Raw genomic sequence first — 18,579 nt, 5'->3', positions numbered from 1 at the left:
CGGGCGTCCCCGGTCGCCGTGTCGGTGTCCTCGGCCGTCGTCTCGGCGGGGTCAGTCGCGTCTCCGTCGGGAGTGCTAATCCGTGCCCGGGTAGGTGTGGTACGTCCCGTACCCCTCCCCGTGAGTGGAAGGGTCGCCCAGGCGTCGGGACCGAAGCGGGAGGCGGCGTCACTCCCCGCCGGCTCGGGAAACGCCGCCATCGGCACCGCGGCCCCCGCTGTTTCCCTTTCCCGTGACGTTCGCGACGCCGACCGGGAGCGGGGCGCTCGCGCCCGGTTCGGCGAGGTCGGTGCTCGCGGCGTCGGACCGGGACACCACCCCAGGCGCCGTCCGCGATGTCGATACGGCGGCCCCCGAGCGGACCGACACGTCGGAGACGACGTTCGATTTCCGTGGGGTGGAGAGCCGGAGCCGAGGTAGCCGGCAGCGGCCACCGTGGTCGCGAGAGCGCTCGCGGCGAGCAACTGGCGACGTCTCATCCGTGGAGCCGTTTCCGAAGCGGAGTTTCAGGTCAGGATAAATATACTTTGTCCCTCTCGGACCCGGTTCGGACGGTCGCCGGGCGGTCGCGGCCGGAGCGAACGCTCTCGGGGCGTGAACTCCGCGTCAGAACGTCGAGAACACCCGGGAAGGGTGTTCGGCAGGCGCGTGCGGCAGCCTGCGTGCCGGAATGCACGGCGCGCGCCCGTTCGAACGCGCGCCGTACTCCGGCGTATGCGAAGGTCGAATATATGCGTAACGATTACCCGGAAAGTCGAGCACTCGGCAGGGAGAAGACGTTACGCGATCGAATCGTGCGAGAACGGATTGAAGCGATGGCGCGTCTGCGGCGACGCACCGTGCACTCCGGCACGCCGTGTACCGTCCGACCACGGATAGTCCTCTCGTCGAAACAGTTAGGCTGCACCGACTCACCGCGCCGATTTTTTCGGGGGTGCTCTGGATGAACCCTCGGGACACGCGTCTAGACGCCTCGGTTCGGCCGGTCTGCCGACCGGCATCTCGCCGTGACGTCGGCGACCGGACGCCGTATTGGCGAGGCGACGCCCGTAAAATCTCGGAGCAGAACCCCCAAGACTCTCGATTCACTCTCGGTTCACTTTATTAGGGTCGGCGGCGCGTGGGGCCGCACTTCGTTCGGGACGGTCGGCGGCTCGGTCAAAAGAGTTAGGTTCACGAGGAACTTGAGGCACAACCCAAGACCGGTGTGGCGGTCACCGGAGCCGTGCGACCGGGCCGTGGTGGTCAGCGGAGGGTTCAACTCAGAGATGTCACGACAATTCAACGGTGACGCGGGACCGTACGAGGGGCTCGTGCGGGCGATGGGTAGCGGCTGTTTTACGCTGGACGACAAGGGCGTCGTCCGAGGTGTCTCGGACGGGCTCTGTGAACTGCTCGGGCGTGAGCGCGAGGAACTCGTCGGCGAGCCGCTGTCGTCGATGACCGAGAGCGGCGCGTCGGCGATCGTCGAACTGGCGGCGACGCTTCGGGATTCGGGGGAGTCGACGGACGTGGTGTCGGTCGACCTCGTGACGGGCACCGGGGAGACGGTACAGGTCGAGTGCTGGGTCGGTGTCGTCCCCGATACCGAGGGGTACACCGCGGTCTGCGCCGTCGGTGCGGAGGGGAACGAGCCCTCCGAACACGTCGACGTCGGCGACCTCGACGTGGCGGGCGACGTCGACCAGAGCGTCCGCACTCGGGCGCTGGAGAAGGCGTCCATCGCGCTCTGCCTCTCCGACCCGACCCGACCCGACAACCCGCTCGTCTGGGTCAACGAGGGGTTCGAGAAGATGACGGGATACGACGCCGAGGAGGCCATCGGAGAGAACTGCCGGTTCCTGCAGGGCGAGGAAACCGACCCGGAGAAGGTCGCGGAGCTCCGCGGGGCCATCGAGGACGAGGAACCCATCTCGCTCGAACTGCTCAACTACCGCAAGGACGGGATGCCGTTCTGGAACCAGGTCGACGTCGTCCCCATCTACGACGACGACGGCGAGCTCGTCCACTTTCTCGGCTCCCAGAGCGACATTACCGAGCGGAAGGAGCACGAACAAGACCTCCGCCAACAGCGCGAGCAGCTCGTCGCCCTCAACGGGCTCAACCGGGTCGTCCGCAACATCAACAGCGGGCTGGTGTCGCTGTCGACCCGCGACGAAATCGAGTCGCTGGTCTGTCGCTCCCTCGCCGAGTCCGACTCCTACGTCGGGGCCTGGATCGGCGAGGCGAACCGCGGCGACGGGACGGTGACCGTTCGAGCGTGCGAGGGCGTCGAGCAGTCGTTCGTCGACACCGAGACGGAGGCGACGGCCGCCGGCGACGACACGCCGACCAAGCTCGCCCTCGACACCCGCGAACTACAGGCCGTCTCCGCCATCTCGGGTGAGCGCCACGGCGGCTGGGGCGAGGAGGCCGAACGACGGGGGTACCACGCCGCCGTCGCCATCCCCATCGGGTTCCAGCAGTTCCAGTACGACGTACTCACGATATACGCCGACCGGCCGCGCGCGTTCAGCGGACAGGAGCGCGATGCGGTCGCCGAACTCGGACAGATCGTCGGTCACGCCATCAACGCCATCGAGCGCAAGGAGGCGCTGCTCAACAACGTCGTCACCGAGTTGGAGTTCGACCTCCGCGACGGCGTCGACCCCCTCATCGCCGCGACGGCCGACTCGGACCTCGTCGTCGAGTTCGACCACACGGTTCCGACGCGCGACGACGCCGCAGTGCAGTTCGTCCGCATCACGGGCGAAGCGGCCGACGACGCGGTCGACGTCTTCGAGGGCCTTGACGAGGTCGACCACGTCCGGCTCGTCGGCGAGCGCGAGGGCGAACGGATGGTCGAAGTGCGCTGGACGGAGGAGCCTGCGACCTTGATGTTCGCGGAGTACGGCGGCTACGTCACCGAGGCGACCATCGAGGACGGCTCGTTCCGCGTCGTCGTCGAACTCCCACACGAGGTGAACGTCCGCGAGGTCATCGACGTGGTGCAGGGTCGGTTCCCCGACTCCGAGCTCGTCGCCCAGCGCTCCACCACCCGCTCGGTCCAGACGCTGAAGGAGTTCCGGTCGGCCATCGGCGACCGTCTCACCGAGAAACAGCGGAGCGCGCTCGAAGCCGCCTACGCCGCGGGCTACTTCTCGTGGCCCCGGGAGTCCACCGGCGAGGAGATAGCCGAGGCGCTCGGCGTCTCCCCGCCGACGTTCCACCAGCACCTCCGACTCGGCCTCGAGGAGCTCCTGTCGGCCTCGCTCGACCAGTCGTCCTGAACCGAGGGAGCCCCGCCCCGTCAGGCGTCGACCGGCACCGTCTCCCCGACGCGGACCTCGTCGTCGACGGCGACGCGCTCCCCGACCGTCGACGCCGGAACGACGGTGTTCAGCATCAGTCGAAAGTCGTGGTCGAAGCGCTCCCCGTCGGTCCACGGCGGTTTGGTCTCCCGGCGCTTCTCCACGAACCGCTCGCGGAACCCCGGGTACGCCTCGCCGGTGTCGGGGTCGCGCGAGGGGACGACACAGCGCTGACAGGGGTTGACGCCGACGAACCGCGTCCCCCCGACCTCGAAGGCGACGCCCTCGCCGCGGTCGGCGAACAGCCGGTCCTCCCAGAACGCCGGGACGCCGTCGACCTCGAGGTTCGCACGGAGGCGTCGGCGCATCCCCGCCTCGTCGACGCCGTCGAACCACGACGCCACCTCGCGAATCGTCGCCGTGCTCACCAGCGTCGGGCCGGAGAGGGCCTGGTCGTCCGGGAACCCGCCGCTCCCGTCGCGCCGGACCGTCACCGGGTACCCGAGATACTCCTCGAAGGCCCGGCCGGCGCGCGCTCGCCCGTCGGCCGCCCCGAGACGGACGGTGACGGGGTCGGCATCGGCCGGTCGCAGGGTCACCCGTCGCCACGGCTCCTCGCCGGGTTCGTCGCCTTCGTCGCCTTCGTCGGGTTCGTCCGCTCCGCCCGGCCCGCCGAACGCCGCCCGAATCCGGTGGACGCGTCGCTCGCGCTTTCCGTTCACGTACTCCCCGTCGGCGTCGAACGCCGCGAACTCGCGGTCCCCGGCGAGCGCCCCGCTCTCGACGATTCGCGACGCGGGTCGGTCGAGTCCGTCGAGGGACTTGAAGGGGTAGACGGTCACTCGGGCGAGTCTGGCGCGGTCGGTCATATCCGGAGCGACGCACCCGACGGACCTGAACCCAGCGTCGTCGTCGCCACGTCGGCTCCGGCGGAGTGCGCGCGAGTGGGAGCGAGACGAGGAGGAAGAGGAACGCACGGCGTGGCGGTCGCTCAGGAGTGCCGACGTGACGGGTACGGGCCTCGGAGAACCGGAGCGTCGTCCGCAGGGGCCGACGGCCGGGAGAGTGGAGCCGTTACTCGTCGACGTCGACGCCGTCGAGGAGGTCGGAAATCTCTTCGGTCGTGTAGGGGTCGTACCCCTCCTCGGTGACGGCCGCGAGGCTCATCCCTTCGGCCTCGATATCCTCGACCTCGGTCTTCAGTGCGCGCACGGCGAGCGAGACGGCGTCGTTGACGCCGGCGGTCTCGTCGTACCGCTCTTCGAGCACCTCTTGGATGCCGTCACGGCCGCCGCCGATGGCGACCGCGCGCCACTCCTGGGGCGTTCCCGAGGGGTCGGTCGCGAACAGCCGCGCGCCGGTCTCGTCGACGCCGCCGAGCAGGAGCGAGGCGCCGTACGGGCGTGTCCCGCCGGTCTGGGTGTTCTCCTGGATGTGGTCGGTGATCTCCTTCGTCAGCGCCTCGATGCCGACAGGTTCGCCGTAGCGCAGGCGGTTCACCTGGGCGTGTTCGCGGGCGAAGTCGACCAGTTTGCGCGCGTCGGCGACGTGGCCGGCGCTCGCGGCGCCGACGTGGTCGTCTATCTTGTGGAGCTTCTCGATGCTCTCTGCCACCATCAGGTCGGAGCCGGCGCGGCTCTGGGCGGCGAGGACGACCCCGTCGCTCGCGCGAATGCCGAGACTGGGCGCGCCGCGTTTGACGGCCTCGCGGGCGTACTCGACCTGGTAGATGCGGCCGTCGGGGGAGTACAGCGAGGTCCCCCGGTCGTACGCCTGCTGGTCGCTCCGATTCATCGTCGGCCCTCCGTCGTGGTCGCACCGTCGTGTAGTCGCATCGTCCCTCGCTACGCCCCGGGTGCGGAAAAAGGCTCCCTAACGCGAATTTTAGCGCACGGACCCGCTGCCGCCGGTGCCACCGACGTACTCGCCCATCAGTACTCCGGCGGGACGTAGAGGTTCAGCGTCTCCAGGGGCTCGCCCCCGCTGTTTCGAATCTCGTGGGTCTCGCCGCGCTCGACCAGTAGTAGGTCGCCCGCCCCGAGGTCGACCGTCTCCCCGCCGACGGTCGCCTGCCCCTCGCCGGCGACGACGTACAGCCACTGGTCGCTCTCGGCGTGGGCGTTGTCCGGGCCGCCGGTCGACTGCCCGGGCGAGAGGGTCATCGTCGCCGCCTGCGCGCGGTCGTTCTCCAGCACGACGTCGAAGAAGCCGCCGGTCGTATCGAGATTCGTCCGTTTCATACCCGGTCTTCGCCGTCCGGTTACGACTCGGTTTCGGCGGGGTGGAGCGGAGACCGGACTCGGACTACCCGACCGGCGTCAGGTCGAGGCGCACGTCGTCGAGGTAGTCGACGCGGTCGGTCTCCCAGACGACGCTCACGCCGACGGCGAGGTGGAGGGTGTCGGCCGTCAGCTCGGGCGTCCGCCACGTGAACCGGTAGGTTCGCCAGCCGGGGCCCTCGGGGTCGTCGCCCTCGCCGCTGCCGTCCATCGGCTCGCGGAGGCCGCCCACCGGAGCGTCCGCCCGGTCGGAGGAGTTCCAGTCCGGTTCGGGAAAGTCCCCCTCTACGGTCGGGGCGGTCGGCGAGAGCACCGCGACGACGTGGCGGACGGTGTTGAAGCTCTCGCCCTCGCTCCACGCACGGACCGAGAACGTCGCGTCGTAGGCGTGTCCGGCCACGACGCGAACGGGGTGGCTCACCCATGCCGTCCCGTCGTCGTGCTCGCCGCCGGTGAACACGCGGAGGCTTCGGCTCCCCTCGACGGCGCGGTCGGTCGAGCCGCCGAGGTCGAACCGGAAGGGGCCGCCCGCGTCGCTTCCGACGTGCCCGTGAGCGGTCCACTCGCCGAGGCCGTCGCCGTCCTCGAACCCCTCGCGGAGGGTCACCGGCTCGGGGTCGGAGCCGGGGCGGTCGACAAAGGCGAGACAGCCGGCGAGTGAAGCGACGCCGACGGCGGCCGCGGCGCCGAGCACGGCTCGGCGGGAGGGGAAGGGATGTAGGGACATGGTTCTCGCACGATACACGTCGGCTCGGAGCATCAATGCGGCGTGACACCTCCTCTCTGTCGAGTACGGTGGGATGAGGAGACCGCCGACGGGAACGCACAAGCCCTCACCCTCCCAACGCTGTGGCATGATTCGCAACGTCGCCGCCGACGTCAGGGGCTTCACGAGCAACGCGTTTCTCGTCTCGGGGGTGGCACGGAGCGCGCCGAACGCGACGGGCGACGCCGGAACCGAGGGGCCGACGGCCGAAGCCGACGCTGGCGCCACGGGACGCACCGTCCTCGTCGACGCCGGCGCCGGCTTCGACGTCGTCTCGGCGGTTCGCGAGGCGGGCGTCGACGACCTCGACGCGGTTCTCCTCACTCACACCCACCCCGACCACGTCGGCAACGTGGACGACCTGCGCGAGGCGTTCGGCGTCGAGACGTGGGGGTTCGACCCCGACGGGCCGGCCGTCGACAACGGAATCGCCGACGGCGAGACGCTCCGAATCGGCACGAGCGAGTTCACCGCGCTCCACACGCCGGGGCACAAAGACGACCACCTCTGCTTTCTCTCGGCCGACGGCGCGGTGCTGTTCGCCGGCGACCTCGTGTTCGCGGACGGCGGCTTCGGCCGCACCGACCTGCCGGAAGGGAACCGCGGGCTCCTCGTCGAGAGCCTCGACCGGGTGGTCGAGGCGACCGGCGAGGGGCTCGAAGAACTCCACACCGGCCACGGCCGGAGCGTCGTCGACGGGCCGTTCGACCACGTCGAACTCGCCGCACAGGCCGCCCGCGCCGACTACTGACCGGTCGGTTCGGTCGGCGGCCGCGAGCGGGGACTACCGGTCGTCGGCGTCGGTGTCGGAGTCCGGCTCCTCGTCGCCGCGCCCGCCGTCGACTGCCCACTCCTCGTCGACCGCCCACTCCTCCTCGCCGACCGCTCTCTCGTCCGCTCCGTCGTCGCGTGCTCCCGCGTCCGCGTCCTGCTCTCGACCCGCATCCGTGTCCTCTTCGTCCGCGTCCTCCTCGTCTGCGTCCCTGTCCGATTCCTCGCTCTCCTCCGCGTCCGCTTGCTCGTCCGCCTCGTCGCTCTCGAAGTCCCGGTCGTCCTCGCTTCCCGGCGGTCGACGCGCGAGACGCTCGAACCGTGAAGCGGCGGACTCCCGGCGGGACGCGGTCTCTTCGGGGTCGAGCGCCACGTCGACGACCGTTCCCCCCTCGTAGGTCACCCGGAGCACGGCGTCCTGCTCTCGACCCGCATCCGGGAGTGCCTCGCGTTCGAGTACGAGTTCGGTCGCCGACTCCTTCTCGACGACGAGCACCGCGAGGTCGCCCTCGAACCGGTCGACGACGGCCTCGTAGCTCTCCCGGTCGTCGGTCACGGCTTCGGTCCCGCCCGAGTCGGGCGGGCGTTCGTCGCCGTCGGCATCCCCGCGGTTCGAGACCCCACCATCACCACCGCCGTCGGCGTCGCCCGAGGCGTCGCCGTCTTCGGCACCATCGGTCATTCGTAGCGCTCCGTTAGCACTCGGTCGCCATCAGCGTTGATGAGCACGACGGTGTCGCCGTCGTTGTTCCACACCGGGCCGTCGGCGTCCCAGTACAGCTCCGAGTCGGTGTCGGTGCCGCTCCCGGTGTGCACCGTCACGGTCGTGCCCGGGGCGAGGACGGTCCCGTCGGGGAAGCGGTACTCGTGGCCCGCCTCGTCCCGGAGCGTCCATCCCGAGAGGTCGACCGGCGCGTCGCCGGCGTTCCGGAGCGTCACGGTCTCCTCGGTCAGGCGCTCGCGGTCGTCGCCCTCGGGGTTCGCGACGACGCCGGCGAGCTCGACTTGGGCCTCCGTGCCGGAATCGCCGTCTGTGTCGCCGCCGTCGGTCGAACTGCCGCCGTCGGGAACCGCAACCGGCCGGACGGGCCCGTCGGGCCGCACCACGAACCGGCGCTCGACCGCGGCGTCGGCGTCGGGGTCGACGGGTGAGCCGTCCCGGAGCCGGTCGGCGGTCGTCGGGGCCCCTCGTTCGGTCGCGACGACCACCGCGGAGCCGTTCGAGGTCAACACCACGTCGCCGTGGGTCGCGGTCCACAGGGTCTCGATTCGGCGCTCGGTGAGCCGGTCCAACACCTCGCGGTGGGGGTGGCCGTACGCCGAATCGTACTCGCTCGAAATCACGACCGCCTGCGGGGAGACGGCGTCGAGGAACGCGGCGGCGGAGCTGGTCGAACTGCCGTGGTGGCCCGCGAGAAGGACGGTGGAGTCGAGCCCGTCGCCGTAGCGCTCGACGAGGTACGCCTCCTCCTCACGACCGGCGTCACCCGGCAGGAGGACGGCGGTGTCGCCGTGGACGACCCGGAGGACGACGCTGTTCTCGTTGCGTTCACCCCCCGCGAGGCGCTCTTCCGGCGGGCCGAGCACCGACACCGTCGCGCCCGCCATCGGAATCTCGTCGCCGGCGCGGGTCTCGTAGAGGGTGACCCCGTGGCGTTCGACGGCGTCGAGGTACCGCTCGTACGTTCTGGTGCTCGCGGTCACGCCGGGGTCGTAGACGGCGCCGACGCCGCCGGCTTCGGTCTCGTAGTAGTCGATGACGGCGGCGTGGCCGCCGATGTGGTCGGCGTCGGCGTGGCTCGTCACGAGGTAGTCTAGACGTTCGACGCCCTGGGCCTGGAGGTAGTCGAGGACGAACTCACCGTCGTCGGTGAAGTCCCCCGTGTCGACGAGCATCGTCTCCCCCTCCGGCCCGACGACGAGCGTCGCCGACGCCTGCCCGACGTTGATGACGTGGACGGTGAGCGTCCCGTTCGCCGTCTGCACTGCCGTCGGGGTCCCGGTCGTCGCCGTCCCCGTCCCGCCCGTCTCCGTCGCGTTCGGCGTCGCCGCCTCCGGGCCGAGCGTCGGGTCGCCGCCCGTGACGCCTCCACAGCCGGCGAGGACGACGACGAGCGCGAGGAACAGGGGAGCGAGTCGGTCCATCGGTCACAGTAGGTGGGTAGACGGGAAAACCGTTCGTGGTCCGCAGCCGTGACCGGGTCGACGCCGGTGGTCCAGTTCGCTCGTCGTCGTCCCCCCTACTCGGTCACGGTGTCGGACACGAGGCGAGGGGGTCGACGGGCGTCATCCCGAGTTCCTGCGAGTTCGGCGCGTTCGGTACCGATAGGAGAGGTACGTCCAGATGGCGAGCGCACCGCCGACGGCCCCGGCGAGTTGTACGAGGAATCCGGACGGCCCGTCGTAGAAGACGAACACGAGCGCGACCCCCGCGACGGCACCGACGAGGAGGAGCGGCAGGAGAACTGTCAGGGGAGCGGTCTCGGGCGTATTCATCGGGGACTCGACCTGAGCGCCGCACGTAGTCAAATCTTATCGCCGGCACGTCGACTGTGCACGACCCGACCCACGCGGCTTCCCCGGCCCCTACGCCGCCTCCACCAGCGCCTCGTACGCCGAGGCGTACCGCGCGGCGACCCGACTCGGGTCGCGGCGCTCCTCGCTCGCCAGCGCCGGCAACTCGACCGCGGCGAGTGGGTCGAGACGGGAGACGACGTTCCCGACGCGCTCCTCCAACCGGCCGTCGTGGGGGCTCCCGCTCGTCACCTCGCGAGCCTTCAGGAAGCGCGAACCGTCGAAGACGCGGGCCCGGCCGGCACGAACTGCGGCCACGGCGTCGACTCCGACCTCCGAGAGCGGGAGGGCGATGTCGCCGTAGGACTCGATTACGGCCGTCTCCGTGGCCCCGACGCGCCGTCGGAGCCGGTCGAACGCGGGGACGTACCGGTCGGCCATCAGCTCGTTGAACTCGGGGACGTCGTAGACGCGGGGGGAGTCGCCGAGCGGGAGCGACTCGACCACGAGGTCGGGGAGGTCGACGGTGCCGTTGACGACGAACTCGGGGCCGGAGTCGCCGGTGACGCGGTCGACGAGGAACGTCCGCTCGGGGTCGCCGAGCATCCCCGTCTCGCCGGGGGTCGGCGTCCAGAGCCGGTGGACGGGGTTGAGCGTCTCGGGGTCGGTGTCGCCGGCGCTCGTCGCGGCGAGACGGCGGGCGTCCTTCCCGTAGAGGCGGCCCTCCCCGACGGTCGCTCGCACGTCGTCGTGGTCGAACCAGTAGTCGTTGCCGGCGCGGGGCTTGAACCCCACCGGCGCGTGGCCATCCCCGCGGAGATGCGCCAGCAGGCCGGTCGCGAACGTGGTCTTGCCGGCGTCGACGCGGTCGCCGCCGACGACGAGGAGTCTCACGGCTGGGTGCCGGCGCCGCCGTCGGCGTCGTCGGCACCGTCGTCACCGGCGGCCGCGTCGTCGCCCGCCGTGACCGACGCCGACTCCGCTTCAGCCTCCGTCGGCGCGGTACCCGACGCGGCGCCGTCGAGGTCGCCCTCGCTCCGGAGCCCGTAGTACCCCGGCTCCTCGTCGCTCGGCGGCTCGGCCACGACGAGTTCGTCGGCGTTGCGCATCACCCAGGGGATGGCCCAGTCGAGCAGAATCTCCTCGGTGCCGACGTCGAGTTCGGCGTCGACGTCGAGTCCCTGCAGGAGGCGGGCGATCTCGTAGACGCTGTACATCGTGTCCGGCTCGAGCAGTTCGGCCGGGGTGTAGAAGTCACAGGGGTAGAGCCGGTCGAAGTCGGATTTCGGGCGCGGCATGTGCGAGCGTACGCTCGTCCGCCCGTAAGTTCTGCCGGTTCGTCGAACTGCGTGAGACGAATCGAGGAGGGCCGCGAGCGCCAGCGAGCGGTCCGACTGGGGTCCCGCCGAGCGAAGCGAGGGGAGAGCAGGGAACGCCGTGACCGAGATTCGCCGAACGGTACGAGCCGGGAGCGGGAAGCGCTAGCGACCGCGGTGTCGCCGAGCGGTGTCGTGCGCCGTCGGTCGTCGGACTGATGCGGAAGTTAACACTCTCCCGATATTTCACGATTATACAACAACCGTTATCAACGGCGAAGTAGTTGTTACCCCATGGCAGACCCGACGGACCGCCTGGTCGAGGTCGTACGGGCGTTCGGCGGCGACGAACTCCGCGACGTCTGGCTGTTCGACCAGTGGACCCACCAGCGTCTGTTCGTCCGTCGCGACGTGGCCGACGTGCTGGACGACGTCGACATCGATGTCTGTATCGACAACGAACGATACGGGTTCGTCACGCGGGAGACCTACGAGACGCTCTACTACGCCGACTACGAGTACACCCTCCGTGGCTTCTCCGAGTTCGTGCAGTTTCGGACGTTCCTCGACGACGGGGAGACCAGAGTGGGGGTCATCGCCTCCTTCGACCGCTCGGGGGGTCTCGACCCGGGGACGCTCTACGCCGACCTGACCGACCTCCGCGAGGAGTTCGCCGTCTCGGAGTTCACCCCGGTCAGAACGGAAGACTGAGACGCTCCGCTCGTCCGGGGCGCCGGTCCCGCGGCCGCCACCCCGTTCTCGGCTCGCGGGAACCGACCGCCGACTCATCCCGTCGCGGGACTTATCTCCGGTATGGCACCGCGAATCCTCGTGCCGGTGGACGGCTCCCCGAAGTCGACGGCCGGCCTCGAACACGCTCTCTCGACGTACCCGGACGCCGAGGTCACCGTCCTGCACGTCCTCTCCTCGCCGGAGGGCTGGGACGACACCGACCCGCCGCTCCCGCCCGAACTCGCCGAGGAGTGGGTCGACGGTGCGCGGACGCGCGCCGACGACCTGCTCGCGGCGGCACGGGAACTGGCGAGCGACCACGGCGTCACCCCCGAGGTCGCCGTCGAGACCGGCGACGTGTGGCGCGAAATCGTCGACTACGCCTGTGACCACGACGTCGACCACGTCGTCCTCGGGAGCCACGGCCGGACCGACGAGGCGGGTGTGGCGCTGGGGAGCGTCGCCAGCACCGTCGCCCGGCGCGCGCCGGTCTCGGTGACGATTATTCGCTGAGCGGCGCCGACGCCGTCGTCGGCCGAGGGACGCCGTCGCTCTCCGGTCCGACGAACCACAAAAAACGCGGGGTTGACGTAGTCTGCGCGTACCGACTCGCTCGATTACTCGAACAGGTCGACGGCCTGCTGGTAGCGCTCGCTGGGCTCGTCCCAGTCGACGACGTCGAAGAACGCACTGATGAAGTCGCCGCGGGCCGGGCCGTAGTCGTAGTAGTACGAGTGCTCCCAGACGTCGAGCGCGAGGATGGGGTGGCTGCCCCAGAGGGCGCCCTGGTCGTGCTTGTCGACGACGACGTTCCGAAGCTGGTTCGAGAACGAGTCGTAGACGAGCAGTGCCCAGCCCGAGGCGTTCTTGCCGGCGGCCTCGAACTCGCCCTTCCACGCGTCGTAGGAGCCGAAGTCCTCCTCGATGCGGTCCGCGAGGTCACCCTCCGGCTCGCTGCCACCCTCCGGCGACATGTTCTTCCAGAACAGGTCGTGGAGGATGTGCCCGCTGCCGTTGTGGGTCACGTTGCGGATGGCGCCGGCCGACGAACCGAACTCGCCGGATTCGCGGTTCTCCTCGAGCGTCTCCTCGGCGGAGTTCCAGCCGTTCACGTAGCCCTGGTGGTGCGTGTCGTGATGCCACGTCAGGACCTGCTCGCTGATGGACGGCTCCAGCGCGTCGTAGTCGTACGGAAGTGGGGGAAGTTCGTAGCTCATAGATGATGCCTCCGGGGGATGAAAGGGACGGTGACCTGTTAAACCTTGAGGAGCCAATTGGTAGCGCCCCGCACGCGACCGCCGTCACGCGGCTCTCGAAGCCTTCACTCGGATTCGTGTACCACTCCGTGGCGCTCGTACTCCAACTCGGTCGCGACCCGGTTCGCGAGGTCGGCGCCGACCTCCCGCTCGACGAGGTGGAGCGCGAGGTCGAGGCCGGACGTGATTCCGCCGGCGGTGAGGACGCTCCCGGCGTCGACGACGCGGGCGTCGGCCCGCACGTCGGCGGCGGTCCCCCGGAGGTCGTCCATCGCGCCCGCGTGTGTGACCGCCGGGCGCCCGTCGAGCAGTCCAGCCTTCGCGAGCAGCATCCCGCCCGTGCAGACCGCGGCGACCGTCGCCCCCGCTTCGTGGTGGGCGGCCACGGCGTCGGGGACGACGCCGCGTTCGTACTCGGCCCACGCGCCGGCCGCGCTCCGGTCGTTCCACCCGCCACCGGGGACGACGAGCAGGTCGGGCGCGTCGTCGGCATCCGGGCCAGGGAGGGTATCGCCCGCGACGACTCGCAGGCCGTGGCTCGCGCTGACGGTCGGTTCGGCCCGGTCAGCACGGACGGTTCGGTCGGTTTCGTCCTCGTCGGCGGCGACGGTCACGAGCCGAACGTCGAACGCCGCGCCGAGCGCGGCGGCCGTCGCGAACACTTCGTAGGGGCCGACGGCGTCCAGCTCGTCGAAGCCGTCGTACAGGAGCACGTGGACCGTAGTGGTGGTCATAGTCTCGGTCTCCGATTCGCCGCCGAGCGCAAAACCGTTCGCGTGCGTCGGCCGCTGCACGTCGGTCGACGCGCTCGGTCGGCATACGTCGCCCGTGGCTCCAGTGAGGGTTCAGCCGTCGAGCGACGGTGAGTTACCCGACCCGCCGTCGGGGTCGCCACCCGACGCACGGGTGGGCGCGGCTTCGTCAGCCGCGGTCGAGCGGGTTGTCTCGGCCGCCCCGCCCGTGTCGTCGACGAGGGTCCCGGTCTTCGATGCAGTCTCTTCCCGATTCACGCAGTCGGCTGCGAGCGCCGGTACGTCGACGGTGGCGACCGTCCCCGTCGGACCGTTCGGCTCGATTTCGACGTGGCCGCCCGCGATGCCGACCGCCCACGTCACGAGCCAGAGGCCGAGGCCACTGCCGTGTTCGAGTGCGGTCTCCGTCCCGCGCTCGAGCACCGACTGCTCGTACACCCCGATACCGGGACCGTTGTCGGCGACGGTAATCCGGTACCGGTCGCTTTCGGTCTCGTCGCCGGCCCCGTCGCCGGCATCCTCCACGCCGCCGACGCCGGTCCCGTCCTCGTCGCGGGCTCCGTTCTCGTCGCGGGCTCCGTTCTCGGCGTCGCCTCCGGCTCCGTCCCCGGCACCAGTTCCGTCGTCGCCGTCCGTTCGTACGGTCTCGACGTCGACCTCGACGTGTGGGTTCGGGTCGGTGTTGTGTTCGGCGGCGTTCTCGACGAGGTTCGACAGCGCGGGTTCGAGGAGACTGTCGACGTAGGCGTCGTCCGGGACGGCCCCGACCTCGACCGCGACCTCCGGATGCTGTCCTCGAACGTCGGCGACGCTCTCGGCGACGAGTTCGGCCAGCGGCACCGGGCGAGGGTCGTCGCGGACCCGCTCGAACACGCCGACGATCTGACGGGCCTTCTCGCCGAGGCCGGCGATGTTCATGGCCCGCTCCTTGACGATGGCGGCGTGTTCGCTGCCGGCCTCGCCGGTCTCCGTGAGGAGGTCAGCGTAGCCGTAGATGACGTTGGTCTCGTTTCTGATGTTGTGTCGAAGCAGGCGGTTGAGCACCTCGAGACGCTGCTGGTGGCGGACGTGGTCGCTCACGTCGTGGAAGGTGACGACGCGGCCGACGGTGCGGCCGCGGTAGTCGTCGACGCGCGTCTCCGTCACGTCGAACCGCCGACCCCTCCGACCGGTCCCGGTGTCGAGCTGTGTCGTCCGCGACGCCCGCCCGTCGGTCCCGTCGTAGCCAACGAGGACCTCGGTCGCCGGCCGCCCCAGCGCCGCCTGGACCGGCACCCGCAGTACGTCCGCCGCGCTCTCGTTCGCGTCCACCACGTTGCCGTGGTTGTCGACGACGACCGCGGCGTCGCGCATCCGCTCGAAGACGAGTCGCCGGGCGCGACGGTTCGGCGCCGGACTGGTGTCGAGGAGTCGGAACTGGGTGAGTGCCCCGAAACTCGCGACGCCCGACACGGTGAACAGAAACGGCGTCGAGTCGAACCCCGACAGCGGGACGACGTTCAGCGTGTGGAGGACGTTGCCGACTATCGGGACGACGGCGGCGACGAGGATGGCGGCGCTCTGGCCCCGGAACGGCCGGGACTCACGGACTATCAGGTGGATGAACAGGGCCGACCCGAGAGCGAACGCGAGGTACGTGTAGCCGATGATGACCCAGTGCCAGACGCCGCGGGTGAGCACGAGCATCGAACTCTCGGCCGACAGCGCCGCCCCCGTAATCATCAGTCCGTGACCGCCGTTCGTCCAGGCCAGGACCACGGTGACGGCCGGCAGGGCGGACAGCAGGCCGAGATGCGTGGGGCTCGTATACTGGTCTCGGCCGGTGTACGCGAGCGCGAACGCGAGCCACGCGACCGGCATCGCGGCGGCGCCGAACCACTGCATGCGAACCCAGAACAGCTTCGCCGCGACCGACCCCGCCGTAATCTCGAAGGTGTACGACGCGGTCCACCAGGCGGCGGCCACCATCAGTACGGCCAGCGCCGTCGCTCCCGGTTCCGGCCGCTCGCGCCACGCGAGTAACGCCGTTCCGACTCCCACGGCGACCGTCGTCGGCATGAGGACCGTGAGAACACTGATATCGTTCACGTGAGCTCTACTCCATCCCCGAGTACGTCTTCGATGGACGGCCAAGAGGTTATGAATGTTCCGTCGACCGTCGTGTTCCGGACGGCGGCGAACTGACCGCGGAGGAGGCGTCGACCGCCTTCAGAGCGTGACGAGGAGGACGCAGACCAGCATCAGGGGGTACTCCGCCAGGCGGGAGAGGCCGAGCCGGCTCATGTCGGTGGTCCGGCCCGACCGCCAGGAGACGAACGCCGAGAGGAGGATGGCCGGAACGAACGCGAGAACGACCTCGTCCCCGACGACCCCCTCGACCGCCGCCGCGGCGAGGAGGCCGAGGGTGAGCGCGTCCAGCGCGTACAACACGAGGCGGGTCCGTCCGGCCCCGATGGCGAGGGGGAGCGTCGAGACGCCCGCGGCGGCGTCGCCGGAGACGTCACGGATGTTCAACAGCTCCCCGGCGATGAACGTGCGGAGCACGAAGACGAGGAACATGAGGACGCCGCCCGCACGGATCGGCAGCCCGGCGTACGCGAGCGGGAGTAGGGCGACGACGGCCGCCCACGCGACGGCGACGACGGTGGTGTTCACCACGAGGACCTCCTTCAGCCGTCGGGCGCTCCCGACCCGAATCAGGTCCTTGCTGTAGAGCGCCCCGACGACCCCGGGAAACAGCGTCAGTAGGAGCGCCAGCGGGCCCCCGAGCAGCGCGAGGCCCAGCGCGAGCGCGTACGACATCGTCGCGGCGAGTTCGAGGTGGCCGCTCCAGCGCTTGACGAACCGGACCCCGTCTGGGTCGTTGATGCTGTCCTCCTCCAAGTCGGTGAGGTCGTTGTGGACGTAAATCGAGAAGGTGACGAGGAACGCGATGACCGGCGCCGCGTTGGCCGGAACGGAGAGCACCGCCATCACCGTCGCGACTTTCACCATCGCCGCGACGGCGACGACCACCTTGCTCTGGAGGAGCAGGTCTCCCGCGCGTCCCCCGTGCGCCGTGAGCCACGCGACGACTCTGCTGCTCCACGCCCCGTTCCGTCCGCCGGTCCCGTTCGAATAGGAGTTCTCGTGTGCCATGTGTTCGATTTCCGTGGTTTCGACGGGTCCTACACCCCGCGGCGTCGGCCCCGCCGACTCGGCCTGTGCTGTGGAGTCGACGTGTATATTTAATAGCCACCTACCGAGAAAATCAACGAAACAGATGTTCGGAAGGCATCGCCTGAATCGGACTCTGGGGCCGGCAGAACGCGGGTCTGGCTCACCCAGAGGGGCTCTGGCGGACCCGTCGGTAGCGTGAGGGAGCGCTCTGTGCGTTCAGTCGTCGCCGCGGGCCGCTTCGAACGTCTCGATGGCCTCCTCCCGCCGCTCGGAGTGGTCGACGATGGGCGCCGGGTAATCGGGGGCGGCGTCCTCACGTTCGTCCTCGTCGAGTTCGTGCCACGAGTGGATGGTGTCGGCGTCGACCCCCTCCAACTCGGGGACGTACTCGCGGATGAACGCCGCGTCCGGGTCGTAGCGCTCGCCCTGCGTCATCGGGTTGAACACGCGGAAGTAGGGTTGAGCGTCGGTTCCAGTCGAGGCCGCCCACTGCCACCCTCCGTTGTCGTTGCTCGTGTCGTGGTCGGCGAGGCGCTCCCGGAAGTGCTCGTACCCGTGGCGCCAGTCGAGGATGAGGTCCTTCGTGAGAAAGGAGGCGACGACCATCCGCAGGCGGTTGTGCATGTACGCCTCCTCGCGGAGCTGGCGCATCCCGGCGTCGACGATGGGGTACCCCGTCTCGCCGGCCTTCCACGCCTCCAGGTCGTCGCCAGGCTCCCGCCACCCGATGGGGTTCGCGTACTCCTTGAAGTTCTCCGTGACGACCTCCGGGTTGAAGTGGAGCACGTGGGTGTAGAACTCCCGCCACGCGAGTTGGCTCTGGAACTCCTCGGCGGACTCGTCCTCCTCGCCGCCGGCGCCCTCCCGGGCCTCGGCCGTCGCCTCGTACACCTCCCGTATTCCGAGCGTCCCGTACTTGAGGTCCGTCGACAGCCGGGAGGTGCCCTCCCGCGCCGGATACTCCCGGTCCTCCTCGTAGCTGTAGATGGGACCGTCACAGAACGATTCGAGGCGGTCGCGAGCGGCCTCGGTGCCGGCGGTCGGCACGTCGGCCTCCGGCTCGTCGAAGCCCAGGTCGCCGATACTCGGGAGGCCGCGGTCCTCGTCGTCGACGTGCTCGGCGGCGACGAGCGCCGACCCGTCGGGCGCGTCGACCGGCGCCGCCTTCTCGCGGTCGCGCCACTTCTTCCAGAAGTACGTGTAGACGGAGTAGTACTTCCCCTCGTTCGTCGTGATGGAGCCCGGCTCGTGGTGAATCGCGTCGTGGAACTCCTCGTGTGCGGTGTCCTGCTCGTCGAGGGCGGCTCGCACGGCCTCGTCGCGCTCCTGGGCCAGCCCGGAGTAGTCGTGGTTCCAGACGACGCGGTCGGCCTCGTACTCGTAGGCGACGTTCGGAATCACGGTGCTCGGGTCTCCCTGACGGACGAGCAGCTCGCTCCCGCGCTCGCGGTAAGCCGCCCGGAGTTCGGCGAGCGCGTCGAGCAGGAACCTGACTCTGGGCGGACTGGCGAACTCGAGGACGCCGGGGTCGAAGACGAACACGGGGAGGACGCCCTCGATGTCGCCTCCGTCCCCGTGTTCGTCACTGTCACCGCCGCCATCGGCCTCGTCGGCCCCACTTTCGTCGCCGTCCGACTCGTCCGTCTCACCGCCGCCGACGGCCGTCGCCGCGTCGTGGAGCGCGAGGTTGTCGTCGACGCGGAGGTCCCGCCGGTGCCAGTGTATCTGCATCTACCCCGCGGTT

The 18,579-nt window shown here is 70.0% G+C and carries 18 protein-coding genes and 1 pseudogene; 4 read left to right on the top strand and 15 right to left on the bottom strand.

The window, feature by feature from the left end:
* Positions 1–168 precede the first annotated feature (168 nt).
* Positions 169–315: a hypothetical protein gene (locus tag N5095_RS01355; RefSeq protein ID WP_267620231.1), complete on the bottom strand. Its 147-nt coding sequence runs from the start codon at positions 313–315 to the stop codon at positions 169–171.
* Positions 316–1,268: 953 nt separating this feature from the next.
* On the opposite strand from N5095_RS01355, the gene N5095_RS01350 reads away from it, so the two are divergent.
* A complete protein-coding gene (locus N5095_RS01350) occupies positions 1,269–3,269 on the top strand; it encodes a bacterio-opsin activator domain-containing protein (protein WP_267620229.1) in 2,001 nt (666 codons plus the stop codon).
* Between the two features lie 20 nt (positions 3,270–3,289).
* Here N5095_RS01350 and N5095_RS01345 read toward each other — a convergent pair whose 3' ends face one another.
* The 4 genes from N5095_RS01345 to N5095_RS01330 form a co-directional block, all read right to left on the bottom strand.
* Positions 3,290–4,159, bottom strand: coding sequence for an MOSC domain-containing protein (locus N5095_RS01345; protein ID WP_267620227.1), 870 nt, complete (start codon positions 4,157–4,159; stop codon positions 3,290–3,292).
* 205 nt (positions 4,160–4,364) lie between these two features.
* Entirely contained in the window at positions 4,365–5,084 is a 720-nt protein-coding gene (gene psmA / locus N5095_RS01340; RefSeq protein WP_267620226.1) for an archaeal proteasome endopeptidase complex subunit alpha, read from the bottom strand.
* A gap of 137 nt (positions 5,085–5,221) precedes the next feature.
* On the bottom strand, positions 5,222–5,530 hold the full coding sequence (locus N5095_RS01335; protein WP_267620224.1) for a cupin domain-containing protein: 309 nt from the start codon (positions 5,528–5,530) through the stop codon (positions 5,222–5,224).
* A gap of 64 nt (positions 5,531–5,594) precedes the next feature.
* On the bottom strand, positions 5,595–6,296 hold the full coding sequence (locus tag N5095_RS01330; RefSeq protein ID WP_267620222.1) for a hypothetical protein: 702 nt from the start codon (positions 6,294–6,296) through the stop codon (positions 5,595–5,597).
* A 127-nt stretch (positions 6,297–6,423) separates the two neighbouring features.
* On the opposite strand from N5095_RS01330, the gene N5095_RS01325 reads away from it, so the two are divergent.
* The gene (locus tag N5095_RS01325) at positions 6,424–7,086 is read left to right on the top strand and encodes an MBL fold metallo-hydrolase (protein ID WP_267620216.1); all 663 of its coding nucleotides are present in this window, start codon (positions 6,424–6,426) and stop codon (positions 7,084–7,086) included.
* Between the two features lie 33 nt (positions 7,087–7,119).
* Here N5095_RS01325 and N5095_RS01320 read toward each other — a convergent pair whose 3' ends face one another.
* From N5095_RS01320 to N5095_RS01300, 5 genes and pseudogenes are all read right to left on the bottom strand, one after another.
* Complete coding sequence (locus N5095_RS01320) at positions 7,120–7,788, bottom strand: DUF3006 domain-containing protein (RefSeq protein ID WP_267620214.1); 669 nt, start codon at positions 7,786–7,788, stop codon at positions 7,120–7,122.
* Positions 7,785–9,251 carry a lamin tail domain-containing protein gene (locus N5095_RS01315; protein ID WP_267620211.1) on the bottom strand — a complete coding sequence of 489 codons (1,467 nt, stop codon included), beginning with the start codon at positions 9,249–9,251 and terminating at the stop codon, positions 7,785–7,787. Before N5095_RS01315 ends, N5095_RS01320 begins: the two co-directional genes overlap by 4 nt.
* Before the next feature lie 141 nt (positions 9,252–9,392).
* On the bottom strand, positions 9,393–9,602 hold the full coding sequence (locus N5095_RS01310; protein WP_267620209.1) for a hypothetical protein: 210 nt from the start codon (positions 9,600–9,602) through the stop codon (positions 9,393–9,395).
* Positions 9,603–9,692: 90 nt separating this feature from the next.
* Positions 9,693–10,514, bottom strand: a complete 822-nt coding sequence (locus N5095_RS01305) for an ATPase (RefSeq protein ID WP_267620207.1) — start codon at positions 10,512–10,514, stop codon at positions 9,693–9,695.
* Between the two features lie 137 nt (positions 10,515–10,651).
* Positions 10,652–10,918: pseudogene (locus N5095_RS01300) on the bottom strand (DUF5827 family protein); the annotation flags it as partial.
* Positions 10,919–11,230: 312 nt separating this feature from the next.
* Here N5095_RS01300 and N5095_RS01295 point away from each other — a divergent pair.
* Together N5095_RS01295 and N5095_RS01290 are read left to right on the top strand one after the other, a co-directional pair.
* Entirely contained in the window at positions 11,231–11,647 is a 417-nt protein-coding gene (locus N5095_RS01295; protein ID WP_267620202.1) for a DUF7522 family protein, read from the top strand.
* A 102-nt stretch (positions 11,648–11,749) separates the two neighbouring features.
* Entirely contained in the window at positions 11,750–12,181 is a 432-nt protein-coding gene (locus N5095_RS01290; RefSeq protein WP_267620199.1) for a universal stress protein, read from the top strand.
* 104 nt (positions 12,182–12,285) lie between these two features.
* Here the strand turns inward: N5095_RS01290 and sod are convergent, their stop codons facing one another.
* The 5 genes from sod to N5095_RS01265 form a co-directional block, all read right to left on the bottom strand.
* Positions 12,286–12,885, bottom strand: a complete 600-nt coding sequence (sod, locus tag N5095_RS01285) for a superoxide dismutase (RefSeq protein ID WP_267620197.1) — start codon at positions 12,883–12,885, stop codon at positions 12,286–12,288.
* A 104-nt stretch (positions 12,886–12,989) separates the two neighbouring features.
* Positions 12,990–13,658 (bottom strand): DJ-1/PfpI family protein, encoded by a 669-nt coding sequence (locus N5095_RS01280; RefSeq protein WP_267620195.1) that lies wholly within the window; start codon positions 13,656–13,658, stop codon positions 12,990–12,992.
* Between the two features lie 111 nt (positions 13,659–13,769).
* A complete protein-coding gene (locus N5095_RS01275) occupies positions 13,770–15,764 on the bottom strand; it encodes a histidine kinase N-terminal 7TM domain-containing protein (protein ID WP_267620193.1) in 1,995 nt (664 codons plus the stop codon).
* Between the two features lie 120 nt (positions 15,765–15,884).
* Entirely contained in the window at positions 15,885–16,814 is a 930-nt protein-coding gene (locus tag N5095_RS01270; RefSeq protein WP_267620191.1) for a UbiA family prenyltransferase, read from the bottom strand.
* 237 nt (positions 16,815–17,051) lie between these two features.
* On the bottom strand, positions 17,052–18,566 hold the full coding sequence (locus N5095_RS01265; protein ID WP_267620189.1) for a cryptochrome/photolyase family protein: 1,515 nt from the start codon (positions 18,564–18,566) through the stop codon (positions 17,052–17,054).
* Positions 18,567–18,579: the final 13 nt, after the last annotated feature.

Origin of the sequence: Halobium salinum (assembly GCF_026586625.1) — an archaeon.
In the GTDB taxonomy this organism is placed as follows: Archaea; Halobacteriota; Halobacteria; order Halobacteriales; family Haloferacaceae; genus Halobium; species Halobium salinum.
Note: the sequence above shows the minus strand (reverse complement) of the source record. Positions and strands in the feature narration are given on the sequence as shown.

Bases quoted from the DNA above. Each gene is read 5' to 3' on its own strand.
- N5095_RS01325 (WP_267620216.1), top strand. From the start codon at position 6,424: ATGATTCGCAACGTCGCCGCCGACGTCAGGGGCTTCACGAGCAACGCG.
- N5095_RS01295 (WP_267620202.1), top strand. From the start codon at position 11,231: ATGGCAGACCCGACGGACCGCCTGGTCGAGGTCGTACGGGCGTTCGGC.
- N5095_RS01315 (WP_267620211.1), bottom strand. From the start codon at position 9,251: ATGGACCGACTCGCTCCCCTGTTCCTCGCGCTCGTCGTCGTCCTCGCC.
- N5095_RS01310 (WP_267620209.1), bottom strand. From the start codon at position 9,602: ATGAATACGCCCGAGACCGCTCCCCTGACAGTTCTCCTGCCGCTCCTC.
- N5095_RS01290 (WP_267620199.1), top strand. From the start codon at position 11,750: ATGGCACCGCGAATCCTCGTGCCGGTGGACGGCTCCCCGAAGTCGACG.
- sod (WP_267620197.1), bottom strand. From the start codon at position 12,885: ATGAGCTACGAACTTCCCCCACTTCCGTACGACTACGACGCGCTGGAG.
- N5095_RS01320 (WP_267620214.1), bottom strand. From the start codon at position 7,788: ATGACCGATGGTGCCGAAGACGGCGACGCCTCGGGCGACGCCGACGGC.
- psmA (WP_267620226.1), bottom strand. From the start codon at position 5,084: ATGAATCGGAGCGACCAGCAGGCGTACGACCGGGGGACCTCGCTGTAC.
- N5095_RS01280 (WP_267620195.1), bottom strand. From the start codon at position 13,658: ATGACCACCACTACGGTCCACGTGCTCCTGTACGACGGCTTCGACGAG.
- N5095_RS01330 (WP_267620222.1), bottom strand. From the start codon at position 6,296: ATGTCCCTACATCCCTTCCCCTCCCGCCGAGCCGTGCTCGGCGCCGCG.
- N5095_RS01265 (WP_267620189.1), bottom strand. From the start codon at position 18,566: ATGCAGATACACTGGCACCGGCGGGACCTCCGCGTCGACGACAACCTC.
- N5095_RS01350 (WP_267620229.1), top strand. From the start codon at position 1,269: ATGTCACGACAATTCAACGGTGACGCGGGACCGTACGAGGGGCTCGTG.
- N5095_RS01335 (WP_267620224.1), bottom strand. From the start codon at position 5,530: ATGAAACGGACGAATCTCGATACGACCGGCGGCTTCTTCGACGTCGTG.
- N5095_RS01270 (WP_267620191.1), bottom strand. From the start codon at position 16,814: ATGGCACACGAGAACTCCTATTCGAACGGGACCGGCGGACGGAACGGG.
- N5095_RS01345 (WP_267620227.1), bottom strand. From the start codon at position 4,159: ATGACCGACCGCGCCAGACTCGCCCGAGTGACCGTCTACCCCTTCAAG.